The sequence below is a fragment of the Spirosoma luteolum genome (genome assembly GCF_054778875.1).
This window is the reverse complement of record NZ_BAAGZE010000003.1, coordinates 869,818-889,458: the sequence shown is the minus strand read 5'-3', so window position 1 is coordinate 889,458 and position 19,641 is coordinate 869,818. Positions and strand designations below refer to the sequence as shown.

Annotated in this window: 14 protein-coding genes; 5 read left to right on the top strand and 9 right to left on the bottom strand. The window is 58.7% G+C overall.

Features of this window, described 5'->3' with window-relative positions:
* Positions 1–61: 61 nt before the first annotated feature.
* The 9 genes from ACYVAC_RS06435 to ACYVAC_RS06395 all read right to left on the bottom strand — a co-directional run bounded on the left by ACYVAC_RS06435 (position 62) and on the right by ACYVAC_RS06395 (position 11,933).
* Positions 62–1,198 (bottom strand): mechanosensitive ion channel family protein, encoded by a 1,137-nt coding sequence (locus tag ACYVAC_RS06435; protein ID WP_461096774.1) that lies wholly within the window; start codon positions 1,196–1,198, stop codon positions 62–64.
* A 118-nt stretch (positions 1,199–1,316) separates the two neighbouring features.
* Positions 1,317–2,759: a DUF1501 domain-containing protein gene (locus ACYVAC_RS06430; protein ID WP_461096773.1), complete on the bottom strand. Its 1,443-nt coding sequence runs from the start codon at positions 2,757–2,759 to the stop codon at positions 1,317–1,319.
* Between the two features lie 3 nt (positions 2,760–2,762).
* Positions 2,763–6,167: a DUF1553 domain-containing protein gene (locus ACYVAC_RS06425; protein WP_461096772.1), complete on the bottom strand. Its 3,405-nt coding sequence runs from the start codon at positions 6,165–6,167 to the stop codon at positions 2,763–2,765.
* 120 nt (positions 6,168–6,287) lie between these two features.
* A complete protein-coding gene (locus tag ACYVAC_RS06420; RefSeq protein ID WP_461096771.1) occupies positions 6,288–7,763 on the bottom strand; it encodes a c-type cytochrome domain-containing protein in 1,476 nt (491 codons plus the stop codon).
* Between the two features lie 21 nt (positions 7,764–7,784).
* Positions 7,785–8,855, bottom strand: a complete 1,071-nt coding sequence (locus tag ACYVAC_RS06415) for an NHL repeat-containing protein (RefSeq protein ID WP_461096770.1) — start codon at positions 8,853–8,855, stop codon at positions 7,785–7,787.
* Positions 8,856–8,914: 59 nt separating this feature from the next.
* Positions 8,915–9,400, bottom strand: a complete 486-nt coding sequence (locus ACYVAC_RS06410; RefSeq protein ID WP_461096769.1) for a GAF domain-containing protein — start codon at positions 9,398–9,400, stop codon at positions 8,915–8,917.
* A gap of 1 nt (position 9,401) precedes the next feature.
* Complete coding sequence (locus tag ACYVAC_RS06405) at positions 9,402–9,908, bottom strand: hypothetical protein (RefSeq protein WP_461096768.1); 507 nt, start codon at positions 9,906–9,908, stop codon at positions 9,402–9,404.
* Between the two features lie 65 nt (positions 9,909–9,973).
* Positions 9,974–10,810, bottom strand: a complete 837-nt coding sequence (gene mreC / locus ACYVAC_RS06400; protein ID WP_461096767.1) for a rod shape-determining protein MreC — start codon at positions 10,808–10,810, stop codon at positions 9,974–9,976.
* A 97-nt stretch (positions 10,811–10,907) separates the two neighbouring features.
* Positions 10,908–11,933 (bottom strand): rod shape-determining protein, encoded by a 1,026-nt coding sequence (locus tag ACYVAC_RS06395; protein ID WP_461096766.1) that lies wholly within the window; start codon positions 11,931–11,933, stop codon positions 10,908–10,910.
* 170 nt (positions 11,934–12,103) lie between these two features.
* Here ACYVAC_RS06395 and ACYVAC_RS06390 point away from each other — a divergent pair, with 170 nt between their 5' ends.
* The 5 genes from ACYVAC_RS06390 (at position 12,104) to lon (ending at position 19,551) form a co-directional block, all read left to right on the top strand.
* Positions 12,104–13,597, top strand: a complete 1,494-nt coding sequence (locus ACYVAC_RS06390; protein WP_461096765.1) for a GH3 auxin-responsive promoter family protein — start codon at positions 12,104–12,106, stop codon at positions 13,595–13,597.
* A gap of 65 nt (positions 13,598–13,662) precedes the next feature.
* Complete coding sequence (locus ACYVAC_RS06385; RefSeq protein WP_461096764.1) at positions 13,663–14,835, top strand: 1-deoxy-D-xylulose-5-phosphate reductoisomerase; 1,173 nt, start codon at positions 13,663–13,665, stop codon at positions 14,833–14,835.
* Between the two features lie 157 nt (positions 14,836–14,992).
* The gene (rseP, locus tag ACYVAC_RS06380; RefSeq protein WP_461096763.1) at positions 14,993–16,309 is read left to right on the top strand and encodes an RIP metalloprotease RseP; all 1,317 of its coding nucleotides are present in this window, start codon (positions 14,993–14,995) and stop codon (positions 16,307–16,309) included.
* A gap of 79 nt (positions 16,310–16,388) precedes the next feature.
* Complete coding sequence (locus tag ACYVAC_RS06375) at positions 16,389–16,886, top strand: DUF6702 family protein (RefSeq protein ID WP_461096762.1); 498 nt, start codon at positions 16,389–16,391, stop codon at positions 16,884–16,886.
* A 175-nt stretch (positions 16,887–17,061) separates the two neighbouring features.
* Positions 17,062–19,551, top strand: a complete 2,490-nt coding sequence (gene lon / locus ACYVAC_RS06370; protein ID WP_461096761.1) for an endopeptidase La — start codon at positions 17,062–17,064, stop codon at positions 19,549–19,551.
* The last annotated feature ends 90 nt before the right edge of the window (positions 19,552–19,641 follow it).

The window sequence follows — 19,641 nt, the reverse complement described above, 5'->3', positions numbered from 1 at the left end:
GAGTGGCCAACGGGCTGCTCCCCCTTTTTTGTTGGATCGGTTGGGCAACAGACACATGGGGTCAGGCCTGGGCATCAGGCGCTGGCGGTTGGCTGTCCATTGGCCGCCAGTCGTCGGCCAGCCGAATGCGGGTCTGGGGCAGGCTCTGCGGGTATTCGTCGCGCAGAAAGGCAATCAGGTTCTCACGCATATGGCAGCGCAGATCAAACGCCGACGGCGCATCGGCGGCCGATAAAAGCACACGCAGCACCAGGCAGGTGGGCTGGGTATCGACCACCTGTACCGCAAACACATCGTTGTTCCAGAGCGGATCGGCTTCGGCCAGCTCGCGGGCTTTGGCCCGGACACGCTCGACCGGCACGTTGTAGTCGAGGTAAAGCAGCACGGCCCCCGTAATCGACGCGTCGGAGCGGGTCCAGTTCTCGAAGGGCGTTTCCACGAAGTAGGTAATGGGCAGAATCATGCGCCGGCGATCCCAGAGCCGGACAATGACGTTGGTCAGGTTGATCTCCTCGATGCGTCCCCACTCTTTCTCCACCACCACGGCATCGTCGAGCCGGATTTGCTGATTGAAGGCGATCTGGATGCCCGCCAGCAGATTGGCCAGCGTTTTCTGGGCGGCAAAACCAATCAGTACCGACACTACCCCGGCCGAGGTCAGCACGCTGAGACCCACCTTGCGGCTGCCCTGGAACGAAATCAGCAACAGCGAGCCACCCACCAGCAGTACCACAAACACGGCGATGCGCCGGACGAAGCGCACCTGCGTGACAAACTTCCGCTGCGACAGGTTAATGTCTTTGGAGGTATCATAGCGCCGGATTAGAATCAGCTCACCAACCTTCAGGGCCTGTACTGCCAGCCAGGTGCCCGTGATGAGAAACAGAATTTCGGCTGTCTTATCGGCCACGGGGTGCCGGCGCAGGAATCGCTCCGACTGAATATTGGTGGCCAGCAGAAAAAAAAGAGACGGTATAAATGTCCAGAGCGCCCAGCGGAGATGCTCTTTTAAGATCAGGAGCGTCTGAAACGCGCGCCGGCGAACCACAAACCGTAGTGTCTGGGTAATAACCAGATCGACGGCCAGGCCGATCAGAATGGCGGAGGTCAGAAGAACCCAGCCCGATAAATCCCGGTTGGGCACATAGCCAGCCCAGCGGATTAGCTGCCGAATCCAGATTTCGAGTTGTTGCTGCATGGGGTGCAAAATAGAAAAGCCACGCGTTGTCAACGTGGCTTTTCCGGAAGATGTTTTTTAGGCCTGATGGCACCGCCGGGCCGGGCAAAGGGCGGGGCGGGGGCCAATGACAACAGGGTCAGGCCAGTAGCGGCCTTATAACCTGCCCGTGTACGTCGGTCAGCCGGTAGCGTCGGCCCTGGCTTTTAAACGTCAGTTTTTCGTGATCGAGGCCCAGCAGATGTAGCACCGTGGCCTGGAAATCGTGAACATGAACAGGGTCGCGCACCACGTTGTAACCAAACTCATCGGTCTGCCCGTACACCAGCCCCTTGCGGATACCGGCCCCGGCCATCCAGATCGTAAACGCCCGCGGATGGTGATCGCGGCCGTAGTTGTCGCGGGTGAGCTTGCCCTGCGAATAGCTGCCCCGCCCAAACTCGCCCCCCCAGATCACCAGCGTATCGTCGAGCAGGCCCCGCTGCTTCAGGTCCTGAATGAGGGCGGCCGAGGGCTGATCGACACTTTTTGCCTGAATCCTGATGTCGTTGGGCAGGTTGCCATGCTGATCCCAGCCCTGGTGGTAGAGCTGCACAAACTTCACGTCTTTTTCGATCAGCTTGCGCGCCAGCAGGCAGTTGGCCGCAAAGGTGCCGGGCTTGCGGCTTTCGGGCCCATACATGTCAAAAATGTAGTCGGGCTCGTCGGCGATACGCATCGTTTCGGGTACCGAAGCCTGCATCCGGTAGGCCATTTCGTACTGTGCCATCCGGCTGTTGATTTCGGGGTCGAGCACCTGCTGATACTGCTGCTGGTGCAGCTTGCCCAGGTAATCGAGCATCCGGCGCCGGCTGGTCCGGTCGATACCGGGCGGGTTGTTGAGGTAGTAGACGGGGTCGGGTCCCGACCGGAACACAACGCCCTGGTGCACCGAGGGCAGAAAGCCATTGCTCCAGAGTTTGGCGTAGAGCGGCTGATCGCCGTCGCGGCCTTTCGAGAGCAGTACCACAAAGGCAGGCATGTTCTGATTGTCGGAGCCGAGGCCGTAGCTGATCCAGGAGCCGAAGCTGGGCCGGCCGGCCTGCTGGCTGCCGGTCTGAAAAAACGTAATGGCCGGGTCGTGATTGATGGCTTCGGTGTGCATCGACCGGATGAAGGTGAGGTCGCCGGCAATCCGCTGGGTATGGGGCAGCAGCTCACTGAGCCACATGCGCCCCGGCCCGTACTGCCCGAAGCTGTAACGCGAGGCTGCCAGCGGAAAGCGGCTCTGCCCGGCTGTCATGCCCGTCAGACGTTGCCCTTTCCGCACCGATTCGGGTAAGTCCTGTCCCCACATGGCCTGTAATTTAGGCTTGTAGTCGAACAATTCGAGCTGCGAGGGGGCCCCACTCTGGAACAGGTAGATCACCCGCTTGACCTTAGGCGGAAAATGCGGCTTGCCCACGCCGGGGGCGGGGCTGCCGAACAGCTGGCCCGGGTTCAGCAGCGAGGCCAGGGCAATGGTGCCGAGGCCGGCGCTGGTCTGGCCCAGAAAGGTCCGGCGGCTCAGTTGGTCGTGGAGCTGATCGTGCAGGTCGGCCATGGCTTATCGTTTAATGATGGCTTCGTCGAAGTTTAGCACCGTGCTGGCAACAAGGGTCCAGGCGGCCAGCTGATGGGGGTCCCGGGTGCGGTCAACGGGATATTCGCCCACGGCCAGCAGGTCGGCTGCCCGCCTGGGATGCCGGCGGAAATCGGCCAGCTCATCGGCATACAGGCGTTGCATCAGGTCGATCTCGGCCGGGCGGGCCGGGCGGCTGACAACTGCCCGGAAAAAACTGTCGATGATCTGGGCGGGGGGGCTGGTCGGGCTATGCCGCTGGGCCAGCACCCGGGCGGCTTCCACGAACTGCGGATCGTTGAGGGTGACCAGCGCCTGCAGCGGGGTACTGGTTTTCTGCCGTTTGACAATGCAGGTGTGGCGCTCGGCCGCGTCGAAGTTAAGCATCATGGGCGCCGGCGACGAACGCTTCCAGATCGTATACAGCGAGCGCCGGTACAGACTGTCGCCGTGGTTCTGCACATATTTTACGGCATTGCGGGTGGCCAGGGCCTCCCAGATACCTGCCGGCTGGTACGGCAGTACACTGGGGCCGCCAATCTGCCGGACCAGCAGGCCACTGGCCGCCAGTGCATTGTCGCGCACCTGCTCGGCGGGCAGGCGGTAGCTGGGGCCCCGCGTCAGCCACTGGTTGTCGGGGTCGGCCTCGCGGGCCCCGGCCGATACGCGAGAGGCCTGCCGGTAGGTAGCCGACAGCACAATGAGCCGGTGCAGGGCTTTTACATTCCAGGGACTAACCCCATCGGCCCCCTGCCGGAAGCGGACGGCCAGGTAATCGAGCAGTTCGGGATGGGTGGGCAGCGATCCCTGGTTGCCAAAATCATCGCTGGTTTTAGCCAGTCCCTGTCCGAAATACTGCTGCCAGATGCGGTTGACGGCTACCCGGCTAAACAGCGGGTGGTCGGGCAGCAGCAGCCACTGGGCCAGGCCGAGCCGGTTGCGGGGCAGGTTGTCGGGCAGGGCAATCAGCTGGGCCGGCGTGGCGGGATCTACCCGGGGGCCGTGGGCATCGTAGGCGCCCCGGTTCAGGATGTAGGTGGGCCGGGGTGTTTTACGTTCGTGCATGACCATTACCTGATCCGATTCGTTGTAGAGCATCAGGCGCTCGCCCCGCAGCCGGAGCGCCTGGGTGCGGGCTGTCCGGTAGGCCGTGTCGAGGGTCGTAACGTAATACTGGTAGAGGCCGCTTCGCTGAACGGAGGTTCGGCGGGTTGCGGGTGTCCGAAGGGCTGCCGTCAAGGCATCGGGCCGACCCGCCAGGCGGGGAATTTCAAGCGGTGTCAGGGCACGGCTGTAGATGCGCAGTTCATCCACCGCAAAATCCTTGAAATAATCATCGTGCATCCGGGCAATCATAAACGGGTACTGCGCCCAGTGGGTCTTGCCTTTTCCCCATACCATGCTGTGAATCAGGTGATCGGCCAGCACGCGGGTAGGCAGGGAGCGGCCATTGAGGTAGAGCGATACCCCGGCGGCTTTACCGCTGCCATCGTAGGCAAAGGCCACCTGAAACCACCGTTTCACGGGCACGCGCTCAACGGTTTCTAGGTCGATGGCGTTGTCGGGCCAGACATGGCTGAACAGTAGTTTGAGACGACCATCGGGCAGCAGGTCGAGCTGATAGCCGCGCTGGCCGTCCATGGGGCCGGCTGTGCGTCCTAGCAGCGTAGCGGCCATACCGGGTTTGGCCAGGTTGAACCAGCTGCTGATGGTAAAGGGCTGGTTCTGCTCGAAGGCCGCAAAATTGCCCGGCAGCTCAATCTGACTGTCGCCGGGCAGGTAACGGGCCATACCGAAGCGCCCCTTTACCGGATAGGGCACCTTGTCGGGGTCGCCCCCCAGCCGGGCGGGCAGCGTGTCGTTGACTTGGTTGGCGAAGGCGTTGCGCGGATCTTTCTCCAGCTCGGTTCGGGTGAGGGGTTTGGGCCTGGAAGCCGCTGGTTTGGTGGCCTGTTTTTTCCGGCGGGCGTCGTCGCGTTGCCGGGCTTCGTTTTGCGCCTTTACGTACGCGCCAATATCGGCCCGGTTGGGCTCATCGAACGAATAATGGCCAATCAGGCCCTGGTCAGGGGCGAGCGCATCGGGGGCAGCCGTTGCCAGCCACCGGCTGTACCGTTGCTGGTAGTCGGGTCGGTTGGGGTTCAGCGTCTGCTCGAGGGGTGTCAGCTTCTCCCGAATAAACCGCAGCTTAGCTTCCGTTTCGGCTTTGGTCAGGGTAATGGTTGGGGCGGCTTCGCCATTGTAGGGAATTTTGCCCCGGTCGTTGTTACTGTTGAAGAAGGCAAACAGGGCGTAATAATCTTTCTGGCTGATGGGGTCGTACTTGTGGTCGTGGCAGCGCGCACATTCGACGGTCAGGCCCAGCATGGCTTTGCCGAACGTATTGGTACGATCGGCCACGTATTCCACCCGATATTCTTCATCGACGATACCGCCTTCCTGACTTTGCTGGTGGTTGCGGTTGAACGCCGTTGCCATAAGCATATCCTGCGTTGGGTGGGGCAGCAGATCGCCCGCCAGCTGCCAGGTTACGAAGCGATCGAACGGCAGGTTCTGGTTGTAGGCCCGGATTACCCAGTCACGGTAGGGCCACATGGTGCGCAGCCCGTCATCCTGATAACCGTGTGTATCGGCGTAGCGCGCCAGATCGAGCCAGTCGACCGCCTGCCGTTCGCCATAGTGCGGGCTTCGCAGCAGGCGGTCGACAACCCGTTCGTAGGCATTGGGCGACTGGTCGGCCAGAAACGCGTCGATTTCGGCGGGGGTGGGCGGCAGGCCGGTCAGATCGAGGCTGACGCGCCGGAGCAGGGTGAGCCGATCGGCTTCGGGCGCATGCGACAGGTGTCGCTGCTCCTGACGGGCCAGCACAAACCGGTCGATGTCGTTGCGAACCCACGTTTGGTTGGCCACGGCTGGCAGCTCAGGCCGGGTCGGGGCAATCAGCGACCAGTGAGGTTTGTAAACGGCTCCCTGCTCAACCCATTTCAACAAGATGGCTTTCTCCCCGGCCGTGAGCACCAGATTCGACTTGGGGGTTGGCATCACTTCGTCGGGGTCGGTGCTTAAAATCCGGCGAACCAGTTCGCTGCGGGCCGGTTTGCCCGGTACGATAGCCGTATGGCCGCTTTGGGCGAGGGCTTCGTACGCACCGTCGGGTGTATCGAGTCGCAGGCCAGCCTGCTGTTTGGCCTGATCGGGGCCGTGGCAGGCAAAGCACCGATCCGACAGAATGGGCTTTACGTGCAGGTTGTAATCGATGGTTTCGGGCAGTTGCGCCGAAGCCGCCGTTACATCGGCCGGGGCTTCGACCGATTCCGTGCAGGCCGACAGCCAGCCAAGCTGGCCCGTGAGCAGGGCAACGACCACGAGCTGGGCAGTAAACGCTCGCATAGCGATTCAACAGGGACAGTGAACGTTAACAGGGTGGCGTTACGGAGCCGGCGAAGGCAATTTACGTAGAAAGAGAATAGTATTTATAAAAAAAATTAAAATAAAGCGGATTTGTGTTGCTCAACGGGCTTCTGTTTTGGCCAGTGCGGCTGATGGTGTCGTGCCCCGATCGATCGTCAGTTTCGGCTGGGCTTTCTGCAGCCGGGCAATGCCCTGTTCGGTAACGTTGGTCTGCCACAGATAGAGCGTTTTGAGCCGGGGTAGCCGGGCCAGACTGGCCAGCCCGGCATCGCTGGTGGCGGTACCGTAGAGATTCAGGTATTCGAGGTTAGGTAAGTCGGCCAGGCGGGCCAGGCCGGCATCGGTGATGCGGGTGTGCTGGAGCTGAAGTTTCTGGAGGTTTTTCAGCTGACCAACAACGGCCAGTCCGGCATCGGTCAGCTCGGTGCTGCCCAGCTTCAGCCAGACTAGCTGATCGCGCAGGCGAAGCAGGGCGGCTGCCTGGGCATCGTTGAACGTCCGGTTGTTTACGGCGCTGACTTCGAGCTGATTCTGGCCCGTGGCGAGGGGCAGTACGAGCAGGCCGGCCTGTTTCAGGGTTGCCAGAACGGCCGGATCGGCGGGGGGCACCGCCCGGGTCAGCACGGGGGCTTCGGGAGCGGGGCCGACGCTGGCGGTAGCCGTGGTTGGCTGGCCTGGGCCATACATTGCCAGGATGGGTTTAATGGGATCGGTAACTGTCAGCTCGCTTACCTTTTTGTCGAACGGAGCACCCTGATCGATCCACCAGCTGAGCAGGGCTACCTGTTCGGGCGTCAGTTGGGGTTTGCCTTTGGGGGGCATGTGGTCGTCGTCCGATTCGGGCAGCAGGCAGCGCTTCACCATGGGGCTGCTGGCTCCCTGGCCGGCCACCAGCACCGGACCATCGTCGCCCCCGCGCCGGAGCCGATCGGGCGAATCGACCCGCAAATTTCCTTTGGCTTTCTCGGCGTTGTGGCACTGGGCGCAGCGGCTTTGCAGGATAGGGCTAACCAGCTGATCGTAGACCAGCGCCTGCTGCATGTCGGTAATAGGCTTCACAACGACGGCTGCCGGGCGGGGCGGTAGTCCGGCCAGCGTTCGCAGGGGGCCGGGCGTGTACTGACTCAGGTAGTCGGTGCCGTGGGTAAGCGAACCACCGTGGTGACCGGCCACCCCGAGCAGCAGCAGCGCCAACAGCAGCACTGGCCCGTAAAGCGCCAGCCCGAACGGAATGCGTTCACCCAGCCAGTCGGACTTAAGCGCCCAGGCCAGCCACGACAGGGCCGCTACCCCAATGCCCTGCCACTGGTGCTCGGTGAGAAGTTCGGCGTCGTAGCCCCCCCCCTGCGCCAGCAGGTAGCCCGCTACGCAGGAGGCCGTTGCGCCCAGTGCCGACCAGAAAAGAATAGTTGTAATGATCCGATCATCGACCGGGAGTAATCCCAGCCGGCGACTGCCTTCGAGCAGACCGGCTATGAGCAGGAAGCCGATAGGCAGGTGAACGAGCAGTGGATGGAATCGGCCAATGAAAAGCATCCAGTCGGCCGGCGGGGCAGTGAGCAGTAAAACAGGCATAAGAGAGTATGAACGAATACGCTAGGCAACCCGCTCCAGCTTGATGGGATACGTTTTCTGTGAACTCCACTGCGCTACGTACAGGCTGTCGTCTTCGTCGACCAGCACGTCGTGGGGGTGCAGGAAAACGGCACCGCTCAGTTTGTCTTTACGCTGCTCGGCCAGCACATTACCAGCGTAGCTGGGAGGGGTTCCGCCGGGGGTAGATACCACGCGGTCGTGCTCGTCGAGAATCTGCAGGTAGCCCGAATCGGGATACGCGTCGGAGGTGCTGCGAAACACAGCACCATACAGCATGTTTCCCCGGATTACCGGCCGACAGATGTAGGAGCCAGGCAGGGCAATGGTCGACAGGTAGGTTCCATCGAGGGTAAACCGCTTGAGGGCGTTGTGGCGCCGGTCGGTAATGAGCAGCGTGGGGCGGTCGGGTCGGCGCGTATCCACCACAATGCCATGGCAGCAGTCGAATGTTTCGTTGGTGTCGCCCCGGCCGCCAAACTGCCGGATCAGCCGGCCCGTATGGTCATACTGCGTCACGTAGTTGAGCCCGTATCCGTCGACCACGTAGATATCGCCGTTAGCCGGGTTGATGGCCGTTTCGGTCGGTTTGAACTGGGTAGGGTAGGCATAGCGGCCCGTTTCGCGCGGGTAATCGATCACGAGCAGCGTCCGGCCCGTCAGATCGGTCTTGATAACCTGGTGGCGGTCGGTGTCGCAGATCAGCAGGTATTGCTCCGAACCACTGCCGCCCAGGGTAAGGCCGTGGCCGCCGGGAAATTCGTGACCCCAGCTGTCGAGCAGCCGCCCCGACTTATCGTAAACCAGTATATTGTTGCGGGTTTCGTTGGTCAGCAGCAGAATCCGGCCCCGGTCGTCCTGCACCAGCTCGTGGCAGTCGTTGACCGGGTTTTTACCCGCGTCGAGTACGCCCCAGCCCGGCACCACCCGATACCGAAACTCGTTGTGTCCGATAATCAGGGGCGCCCGGTCACGGCTGGTGGCTGCGTTTAGCAGCGATGGTGCCAGGCCAAGACCGGCCGTGGTGAGGGCGGCCTGCCGGACAAACGATCGGCGGGAGAGGGAGGCATGCATACAGTACTGGAGCGTTTTCTCCAAAAAGAACGCCCTTGCCTGCCTTTACTGACAGCCGCCTAGAGCCGGGCCGTCAGAAGGGCCGCTACACGCTCCAGCCCCGCAACGTCGACCTGGCTAAAATCATCGAGCCGGTCGCTGTCGACGTCGAGCACCATGGCGACTTCACCCGTTGCGTCGAACACCGGTACCACTACTTCCGACTTCGAGGCCGAACTACAGGCGATATGGCCCGGAAACAGGTCAACGTCGGGTACCAGCAGGGTTTCGCGCCGGGTATAGGCTGCTCCGCAGACGCCCTTGTCGAACGCGATGCGGGTGCAGGCAATAGGCCCCTGAAAGGGTCCCAGCACCAGCTGGCCGTCTTTGCGGAGGTAGAAGCCGACCCAGAAAAAACCGAAGGCTTCGCGCAGGGCCGCGGCAATATTGGCCAGGTTGGCAACCAGATCGGGCTCGCCCGCGGTGAGGGCGTCGAGCTGGGGTAACAGGCTGTCGTAGATCGTTTGCCGGTCGGTACCGGTCGGTATGTGCAGGGTTTCGGCCATGTCAGTTGCGGGTAAAAAACTGGATCAGCACAATGCTGACGGTGGTCAGCAGCGTACTGGCGCCAATGCGCATCAGTGTTGGAATGAGCAGCGTCAGGCTACTGGCCTCGATCATAAACAGGGCTGTGTGGTGAATAAGTGCCATAAACAGCACGTACCGAAAGAACTGCCCAACGCCCAGTTCTTTCATCGAGAACGATACCCGCGATTCGACCCCCGGCACATCGATCTGCCGGCTTACGATCAGGGGGCGGCAGTAAGCCATCAGCACGGTAGCGGCTGCGTGCATGCCCAGGGTGTTGTAGAAGGTATCGATAATAATGCCCGTGACGAAAGCGATCAGCAGCAGCCAGGTCATACTGAACTCGTTGGGCAACAGCAGGATACAGGCAATGTAGATGAAGCAGAACGCGTAGTCGAAGAGCACGATATTGCGCGCCAGCAGCAACTGTAACGTCAGGTACAGAACAAACAGGAGGAGCGTTGAAACGATTTCGCGCAGCGTCATTGGAGACTGATCAGAGGTCGTGGGCCGGTCATTGACGCGTGCGCCGGAGCCGGTCGGTAAGTAGGTTATTTATCGGTTTCGTCCTGCTTCTCCAGCTGTTCCTGCTGGTCTTTCAGGCGGTTCTGCACCACATAGACGTACGACAGCGTGCTGAAGTTGGTCGAGAGGTTAAGCGTAATGTCGTGAAAGGTCTGGTTTGCCTGTACGCCTACTTTCTGCACCCGGCCAATCAGAATGTCGGGCGGAAAGGTCGAGTTGTAGCCCGAGGTCACTACCGAATCGCCAACCACAACGGGCTTGTAGCGCGAGATGTCGTTGAGCTTGATCAGGTGTGGGTCGGTTCCGTCCCAGTGCGCGGGGCCGATGTCGTTGGCCCGGACCAGCCGCGACGAGATGAAAAATTCGGAGTGCAGAATAGACGTGATTACCGAGAAATTCTTGTTGCAGCTGCGCACCTTCCCCACAATACCCGTGGCCGAAATAACGCCCATGCCGGGCTCGATACCGTCGTCGGTACCTTTGTCGATGGTGATGTAGTTGTTGGCAAACTGGGTGGTTTTGTTAACCACCTTAGCCACCGTAAACCCAAACCGGTTGGCAAAGATCGAGTCGGCCCGGTACTCGGCGGGGGCGGGCGGGTGCGTTTGCCGCAGGGACGTCAGCTGGGCATTAAGCCGCTGATTTTCGCCGGCCAGTTCGGCATTGACCTGCTGGAGCCGGGCAAATTCGTTAACCGAATTCGACAGGGCCATAATGCGGGCGGCATACCGGTTGCTGGTGTTGAAGTACGTGGCACTCCAGTAGTTGCTGGTGTTGACAATGAAGTAAAAGCAAATTACTTCCAGCACCAGAAACAGGATGAAGTTACGGCTTCGAATAAAAAAGTCGACTAATTCTCCCATGCAGGCTACATGTGACACGTCAGGCCGGCCCGGCGCTGTGGTGATGGGCACCGCTGCCGGATCGGCCTGACGTGGTTGGCTCCCGTCGGAACCGGGGTTAGCTAATCAGTACAGATTTGTACAGGTCGAGATTCTTGATCACCTCACCCGTACCTTTTACGACTGCCTTGAGCGGATCGTCGGCTACGTGGATGGGCAGCTTGGTTTTGGCGCCCAGCCGTTTGTCGAGGCCATGCAGCAACGCCCCGCCACCCGTCAGGTGAATCCCGTTGGTGTAAATATCGGCCGACAGCTCCGGTGGCGAAATTTCGAGGGCTTTCATGGTAGCCTCTTCGATTTTCGAAATCGACTTGTCGAGCGAGTAGGCAATTTCGCTGTAGGTAACCTTGATTTCTTTCGGGATACCGGTCATCAGGTCGCGCCCCCGAATCTCGTAATCGGCAGGTGGGTTGTCGAGTTCGGGCAGGGCCGATCCAACTTCCATTTTGATCTGTTCGGCCGAACGTTCGCCGATGAGCAGGTTGTGCTCCCGGCGCATGTAATCGACAATGTCGCGGGTGAATACGTCGCCCGCAATCCGCACCGACTGTTCGCAGACGATACCCGACAGGGCAATCACGGCGATTTCGGTAGTACCCCCGCCAATGTCGACGATCATGGTACCGTTGGGCTGGGTGATGTCGATACCGATTCCGATGGCTGCGGCAATCGGTTCGTGTACCATGTAGACTTCTTTGGCGCCGGCGTGTTCGCAGGAGTCTTTAACGGCCCGCTTTTCCACTTCGGTGATGCCCGAAGGAATGCAGACCACCATGCGGTGCGAGGGCGAGAAAAGTTTATTACCAGCGTCGATCATCTTGATCATCCCCCGAATCATTAATTCGGCCGCCGTAAAGTCGGCGATAACCCCGTCTTTCAGGGGGCGGATGGTTTTGATGTTCTCGTTGGTTTTTTCGTGCATCTGCATGGCTTTGTGGCCAATGGCAAGCACTTTGCCACTCGCCTTATCCATGGCGATGATCGAGGGTTCATCAACGACGATACGATCTTTATGAATGATCAGCGTGTTGGCAGTTCCTAAATCAATGGCGATATCGCTGGTCAAAAAATTGAAAAGTCCCATTCTAGGTTAGCGCTCAGCGCTTTATTACAAGTACTGCTTTGTGAAGAGTGTGCAAAAATATGGATAAATAAAGACAATGCACTGTAAAGAATTGGAAACAGGCAGGGCCTTTTGGACCGTGCTAAGCAGGCGTCGGACTGTTTCGGGTTTACCCCTACCTTTGTCGCATTATGGGAATTCGTTCGGTATTGAGTAAGCCGCTGGCCCGCTGGGTCGTCAGCCGTCAGCAGGAGTGGATGTACCGCCCGGCCGATGCGCAGCAACGCTGGTTTCAGCAGCTAATCCGGGCCGGTCGGCAGACGGCGTTTGGCCGCGATCATCGATTGCACGACGTGGGGTCGGTTGCCGAGTTCCGGCAGGCTGTTCCGGTGCGCGATTATGAAGCGCTTAAACCCTATGTTTCGCAAATTCTGGCCGGCGAAACCGACGTGCTCTGGCCCGGAAAACCGCTGTATTTTGCTAAAACGTCGGGCACAACATCGGGCACCAAATACATTCCCATTACCCGCGATTCGATTCCCAATCATATCAATTCAGCCCGCGATGCGCTGCTCAACTACATTCATGAAACGGGAAACGGCGGATTTCTGGATAAAAAATTAATTTTTTTGTCGGGCAGTCCCGAAATGGATCAGCAGGCAGGTATCCACATCGGTCGCCTGTCGGGCATTGTTAATCACCACGTGCCAGCCTACCTGCGCGGCAATCAGCTGCCCAGCTACGACACCAATACCATCGACGACTGGGAAACCAAGCTCGACCGGATCATCGACGAAACCATCGATCAGCCGATGTCGCTTATCTCGGGTATTCCGCCCTGGGTACAGATGTATTTCGACCGGATTCAGGCCCGCACGGGGCGACCGATCAAAGATGTTTTTCCCGATTTTTCGCTGTTCGTCTACGGCGGGGTCAACTTCGAGCCCTACCGTGCTAAGCTGTTCGATTCGATCGGCAAACGCATCGACTCGATCGAAACCTACCCGGCCTCGGAGGGCTTCATCGCTTTTCAGGATACCCAGACCGAGCCGGGGCTGCTGATGCTGCTCGACAGCGGGATTTTCTACGAGTTTATCCCGGCCGATGAGTATTTCAGCGAAAACCCCCGCCGGCTGACCATCGACGAAGTTGAGCTAAACAAGAACTATGCGGTGGTGATCAACAATAACGCCGGGCTCTGGGGCTATTCGCTGGGCGATACGGTGAAGTTTGTTTCGCGCGAGCCGTACCGGCTGCTGGTAACGGGCCGGATCAAGCACTTCATCTCGGCCTTCGGCGAGCACGTCATTGGCGAAGAAGTGGAGCGGGCGCTACAGTACGCCATGCAGCAGCACCCTGAAACCGAAGTTGTGGAGTTTACGGTGGCGCCCATGGTCAGTCCGGCCGAGGGGCTGCCGTATCACGAGTGGCTGGTGGAGTTTGCCACCCCGCCCCACAACTTGGCTGCCTTTGCCCGTGTGCTCGACAACCAACTGACCGGGCTCAACGTATATTACGACGACCTCATAACGGGGGCCATTCTGCAACCGCTGAAACTGACGGCTCTGCCGCGGGGCGCCTTTCAACGGTACATGAAAGCCCAGGGTAAGCTGGGTGGTCAGAACAAGGTACCCCGGCTGGCCAACGACCGCGCCATTGCCGAGGCACTGCTACAGGAACATTAATCGCCAATACCGGCTGGAGGTACACCCCCGTAACCGGCAAGACCAGTACCACCGCGAGAAAGTACATGACTGAACAACCCAAACGACATATTGCCATTCTGGGCTCGACTGGTTCCATCGGAACGCAGGCGCTCGACGTAATCCGGGCCAATCCCGACCGTTTTCAGGTCGAGGTGCTGACAACCAACACCAGCGCCGATCTGCTCATTCAGCAGGCCGCCGAATTCAGACCCAATGTGGTTGTGATCTGCGATGAGAGCCGCTACGAGCCGGTGTTCGCAGCGCTCGATCCGCTGGGTATCAAAGTCTACGCCGGCGCAGCCGCCATCGCGTCGGTGGTGCAGATGGAAACCGTCGATGTGGTGTTGACCGCCATGGTTGGCTACGCCGGGCTGCTGCCCACCATCAAAGCCATCGAAGCGGGCAAGACCATTGCGCTGGCCAATAAAGAAACGCTGGTGGTGGCGGGCGAACTGATCACGCAGCTGGCTGCCGACAAAGGCGTCAATATTCTGCCCGTCGATTCGGAACATTCGGCTATTTTTCAGTGCCTAGTGGGGGAGTTTCATAACCCCATCGAGAAAATAATCCTGACCGCGTCGGGTGGCCCGTTCCGGGGAAAAGACCGCGACTTCCTGACCACCGTAACAAAGGCCCAGGCCCTGAAACACCCCAACTGGACCATGGGTGCCAAGATCACCATCGACTCGGCTACCCTCATGAACAAGGGGTTGGAGGTGATCGAAGCCAAATGGCTCTTCGGGCTGACACCCGAGCAGATCGACGTGGTGGTGCATCCGCAAAGCATCATTCATTCGCTCGTTCAGTTCGAAGATGGAAGCCTGAAGGCACAGATGGGTTTGCCCGACATGAAACTGCCCATTCAGTTTGCGCTTGGCTACCCCTACCGGCTCCGGTCCGACTTCCCCCGGTTCCGTTTTCTCGACTACCCCTCGCTGACGTTCGAGCAGCCCGACCTGACCACGTTTCGCAACCTGCAGCTGGCGTTCGACGCACTGGCCCGGGGGGGCAATGCGCCCTGTATTGTCAACGCAGCCAACGAAGTAGCCGTCGATGCCTTTCTGCACGACCGGGTAGGCTTCCTCGAAATCTCCGACATTATCGAATCCTGCCTGCAGAACGCTACCTTTGTTCAGCGCCCGACCTACGCCGATTATGTGGCCTCTGATGCCGAAGTCAGACGGCTGGCCGGCGAACGAATCAAAAGTCCGGTTTAACTGTTTGTACGATACACACCCACGAAACGTTTTCTGCATGAGTACCGCCCTTTGGTTCATTATAGGCTTTGCGCTGGGGGCCCTGCTCATCAGGTGGCTCAGCCGAAAATCGTAACGCCCGGACGCGACCCAATCAACCGCATTTTTTAAGAAGTAAATGGAAATTTTAGTAATGGCCGGACAGCTCATCCTGGGCCTGTCTATCTTAGTTGGATTACACGAACTGGGGCACCTGCTTGCCGCCAAGGCATTTGGCATGCGGGTCGAGCAGTACTTTATCGGGTTTCCGCCCAAAGTGTGGAGCATCAAGCGGGGCGAAACGGAGTATGGTGTCGGCGCCATCCCGCTGGGCGGGTTTGTCAAGATATCGGGCATGATCGACGAATCGCTCGATACCAAGCATACGCATACCGAACCAAAACCCTACGAGTTTCGCGCCAAGCCAGCCTGGCAGCGCCTGATCGTTATGCTGGGTGGGATCATTGTCAACGTGATCGTCGGCATTCTGATCTTCGTTACGCTGGCTTACAAGAATGGCAACACGTATCTGGCGGCCAAAGACGCGTCGTACGGCATCGTGGCGTATGATCTGGCTAAAGAGATTGGCCTCCGGACGGGCGATAAAATCGTCAAGGTCAACGGCAAGCCGATCACCGATTTCAGCGAAATCCGGAGTTCCGATGTGTTCCTGGGCGACAACAGTTCTTACACCGTCGACCGCAACGGGCAGCAGATCGACATCGACATCCCCAACGACTTCGTCAACAAGCTGTCGGACAAGAAAGCGGCCGGTCAGTTCATCGAACCCATCGAGCCCTTCAAGGTCGGCGAGCTGGTAGCCGGTCAGCCGGCCATCAAAGCCGGTCTGAAGCCCGGTGATGTAGTGACGAGCGTCAACGGGAAGCCCATCCGGTTCTACCACGAGTTTACGGAGGCTGTAAAGCCGCTGAAGGGTAAGCCCCTGACGCTGGTTGTGAACCGCGCTGGCCAGCCTGTAACGCTCAGTATGACGACTACCGAAGAAGGCACGATCGGGTTCTACCCCGAGTTTCTGCTCAAGCTGACCCGTCAGGAATACACGTTTGGCGAGGCCCTGAGTGTGGGCACTAAGAAGGCGTTCCAGGTCGTGTTCGACAACATCAAAGGCTTCGGCAAAATCTTCCGGGGCGAGGTAAACGCGTCCAAAGCCCTCAGCGGCCCCATCGGCATTGCCCAGAACCTCTTCGGGGGTGTGTGGGTCTGGGATCGGTTCTGGACCGTAACGGGGCTGCTCTCGATGGCCCTCGCGTTCATGAACGCACTGCCCATTCCGGCGCTCGATGGCGGCCACGCCACCATTCTGGGCTACGAGATTATTTCGGGCCGGAAACCCTCGGATCGGTTTCTCGAAGCGGCCCAGCGGGTGGGTATGGTTATCCTGTTGGGGCTGATGGCTTTTGCTATTTTCAACGACGTTTTCAAGGCCGTTTTTTAACGAAGAAAACGCGGATGGGCCGGTCTGGTGCTAGTGCCGGATCGGCCCATCCGCGTTTTTATTAACCAGGATTCAGACCGTGTATCGACTGATTTTACTGATGCTGGCGCTGCTGGCCGCACAGCCGGTAGGGAGCCGCCCGGCCCATGACTTTCATGCCAGTGTGACGCAGATGACTTACAACGTCAAAGAGCGGAGTTTTGAGTTAAGTATCCGGGCGTTTACCGACGATCTGGAGAAAGCCCTCTCGGCAACGACCGGCACGAAAGTGCATCTGACAACGGGTACGAAGTTTGATCCGATTATTGAAAAGTACGTTCGGGCACACGTTGCCTACATGACCCCCCAAAAGCAGCCCCGGCCGCTGACCTATGTGGGGCATGAAGTTGAAGCCGACGCGCACTGGATTTACCTGGAGATGCCCTATACCGAGCCGTTTCGGGGGGGCGTGATGAAGCAGGACCTGCTTATGGACCTCTTCGACGATCAGGTGAATATGGTGAATCTGCAGTACCAAGGGCAGAAAAAAACCTTCGTTTTTCGCAAAAATCAGGCGGTTCAGGAGGTTTCGTTCTGATTAATAAATTTATTGGACACCTACAGGAGGCACTGAGTATATTCGGGCGTCGGACAGTCGTAACGTCAGTCTATTGCAGGCTGGCACGCACCTTGTGCTTGATTTTCACCCCCTCACTTTCCTTGTCTCTTAGCACCGACATACGATTTGAAGCTGTCAGAATGACAGTGTATCTATGATATCAGAAAAAGAATTAGCGACCCGCTTACTATTGGCCGATTTCGACTCCGACAATCTGGAGATTGTCCCGTTGGGATCGCCGGAAGGCATCGATGAAGATTATGAACTACCGGCTAACCTGCCCATTTTGCCTGTGCGCAATACGGTGCTGTTTCCCGGTATGGTTATTCCGGTGACGGTTGGGCGGCAGAAGTCGATCCGGCTGGTCAAGAAAGCGTACAAAGGCAACCGCATTATTGGCGTAACGGCCCAACTCAATCAGCAGAAAGACGAGCCCACGGCCGACGATCTCTACCAGATTGGTACAGTAGCCTATATCATCAAGATGATTACCCTGCCCGATGGTAACATCACCATCATCATTCAGGGTAAGAAACGTTTCCAGATCGAGCAGATCACGCAGGAAGATCCGTACATGACGGCGCAGGTGCGTCAGATCGACGATTCGTTCCCCAACGTCAACAAGAAGGAAGGCAAAGCCATGCTGCAGTCGCTCAAAGATGCAGCCTACAAAGTGCTTCGCCTGAATCCCGAAATTCCGCAGGAAGCCCGTATCGCACTCGATAACATTGAGAGCCCTACGTTCCTGCTGCATTTCCTGTCGTCGAACCTCAACGCCGAGGTTGCCGACAAGCAGCGCCTGCTCGAAACCCTCGACGGCAGCCAGCATGCCAACCTGCTGCTCGAATACATGCTGCGCGAAGTACAGCTGCTGGAACTGAAGCGGGAAATCCAGTCGAAAGCATCGTCGGATCTCGATCAGCAGCAGCGCGACTACTACCTGCGCCAGCAGATGAAGGTGCTGCAGGACGAACTGGGTATCGATAACCCCGACCGGGAAGTCGACGAGCTGCGTATTAAGGCCGACCGCAAAAAATGGTCGCCGGAAGTGCGGGCGCATTTCGAGAAGGAACTGAATAAACTGCAGCGGTCGAACCCCATGGCCCCCGAGTACCCGGTGACCATGAACTACATCGAACTGATGGTCGACCTGCCGTGGAACGAATACACCAAAGACAATTTTGACCTGAAACGCGCCCAGAAGATTCTGGATGCCGACCACTTCGGGCTCGAAAAAGTAAAGGAGCGCATTATCGAGTACCTGGCCGTTCTGAAACTGAAGAACGATATGAAAGCGCCTATTCTGTGTTTGTATGGCCCGCCGGGCGTAGGTAAAACCTCGCTGGGCAAATCCATTGCCAAGGCGCTGGGACGCAAATACAGCCGTATGGCGCTCGGGGGCGTACACGACGAGGCCGAGATTCGGGGCCACCGCAAAACCTACATCGGTGCCATGCCGGGTAAGGTTATCCAGAACATCCGGAAGTGCGGCACGTCGAATCCGGTCTTTATTCTCGACGAAATCGACAAGGTCAGCTCTGATTTCCGGGGCGACCCATCGTCGGCATTGCTTGAGGTACTCGATCCCGAACAGAACTCGACCTTCATGGACAACTACCTCGAAACGGAGTTCGATCTGTCGCGGGTGTTGTTTGTGGCCACGGCCAACTCGCTTGAAACCATTCACCCGGCCCTGCGCGACCGGATGGAAATCATCGACATTGCCGGCTACACGGTTGAAGAAAAAGTACAGATTGCCAAGAAATACCTGATTCCGAAGCAACGCCGGGATCACGGACTGAAGCCGAAAGATCTGGTCATCGACGACAAGGCTATTCTACGCATCATTGAAGGCTACACCCGCGAGTCGGGTGTGCGGAATCTGGAGCAGAAAATCGGTGCGCTGGTGCGGAAAATTGCCAAATCCATCGCGATGGAGGAGGAGTACAACCACCTCATCAAAGCGGTCGATATTCCTAAAATGCTCGGCGCCGAAATCTTTGATAAGGAGCTTTATGCCGATGACGATATCGCCGGCATTGTAACGGGTCTGGCCTGGACACAGGTGGGGGGCGAAATTCTGCTTATCGAGTCGAGTCTGAGCCGCGGCAAGGGCGTGCTTACCCTGTCGGGGCAACTGGGCGACGTAATGAAAGAGTCGGCCGTAACGGCCCTATCGTATCTGAAAGCCCACGCCGACGATCTGGCTATCGACTACCGGGTGTTCAGCCATTACGACCTGCACATCCATATTCCGGCGGGAGCCGTGCCTAAAGATGGTCCGTCGGCCGGTATCACCATGCTGACCTCGATGGCGTCGATCTATACCCAACGCAAAGTGAAACCGTATCTGGCCATGACCGGCGAGGTGACGCTGCGGGGTAAAGTGCTGCCGGTTGGTGGGATCAAGGAGAAAATTCTGGCGGCCAACCGGGCCGGCATCAAGGAACTGATTCTGTGCTCGAAGAACCGTAAGGACATTGAGGAGATCAACCCGAGCTATGTGAAAGACCTGACGTTCCACTACGCCGATACCGTGGATCAGGTGCTGGCCATTGCGCTGCTGCCGGGGCAGGTGGGAAAACCAATGAAGTTTGTGCTGCCCGACGAAAAAGAATCGCGGGAAGTCGAGCGGGTTTTTTAAGCCCTGATCTCGCATATACAATCGCGCGGATAACGCCCGGCCACGCCTGGCCAGCCAAAAAATACGGCTGGTGTTGGTTCAGCCCGCGTT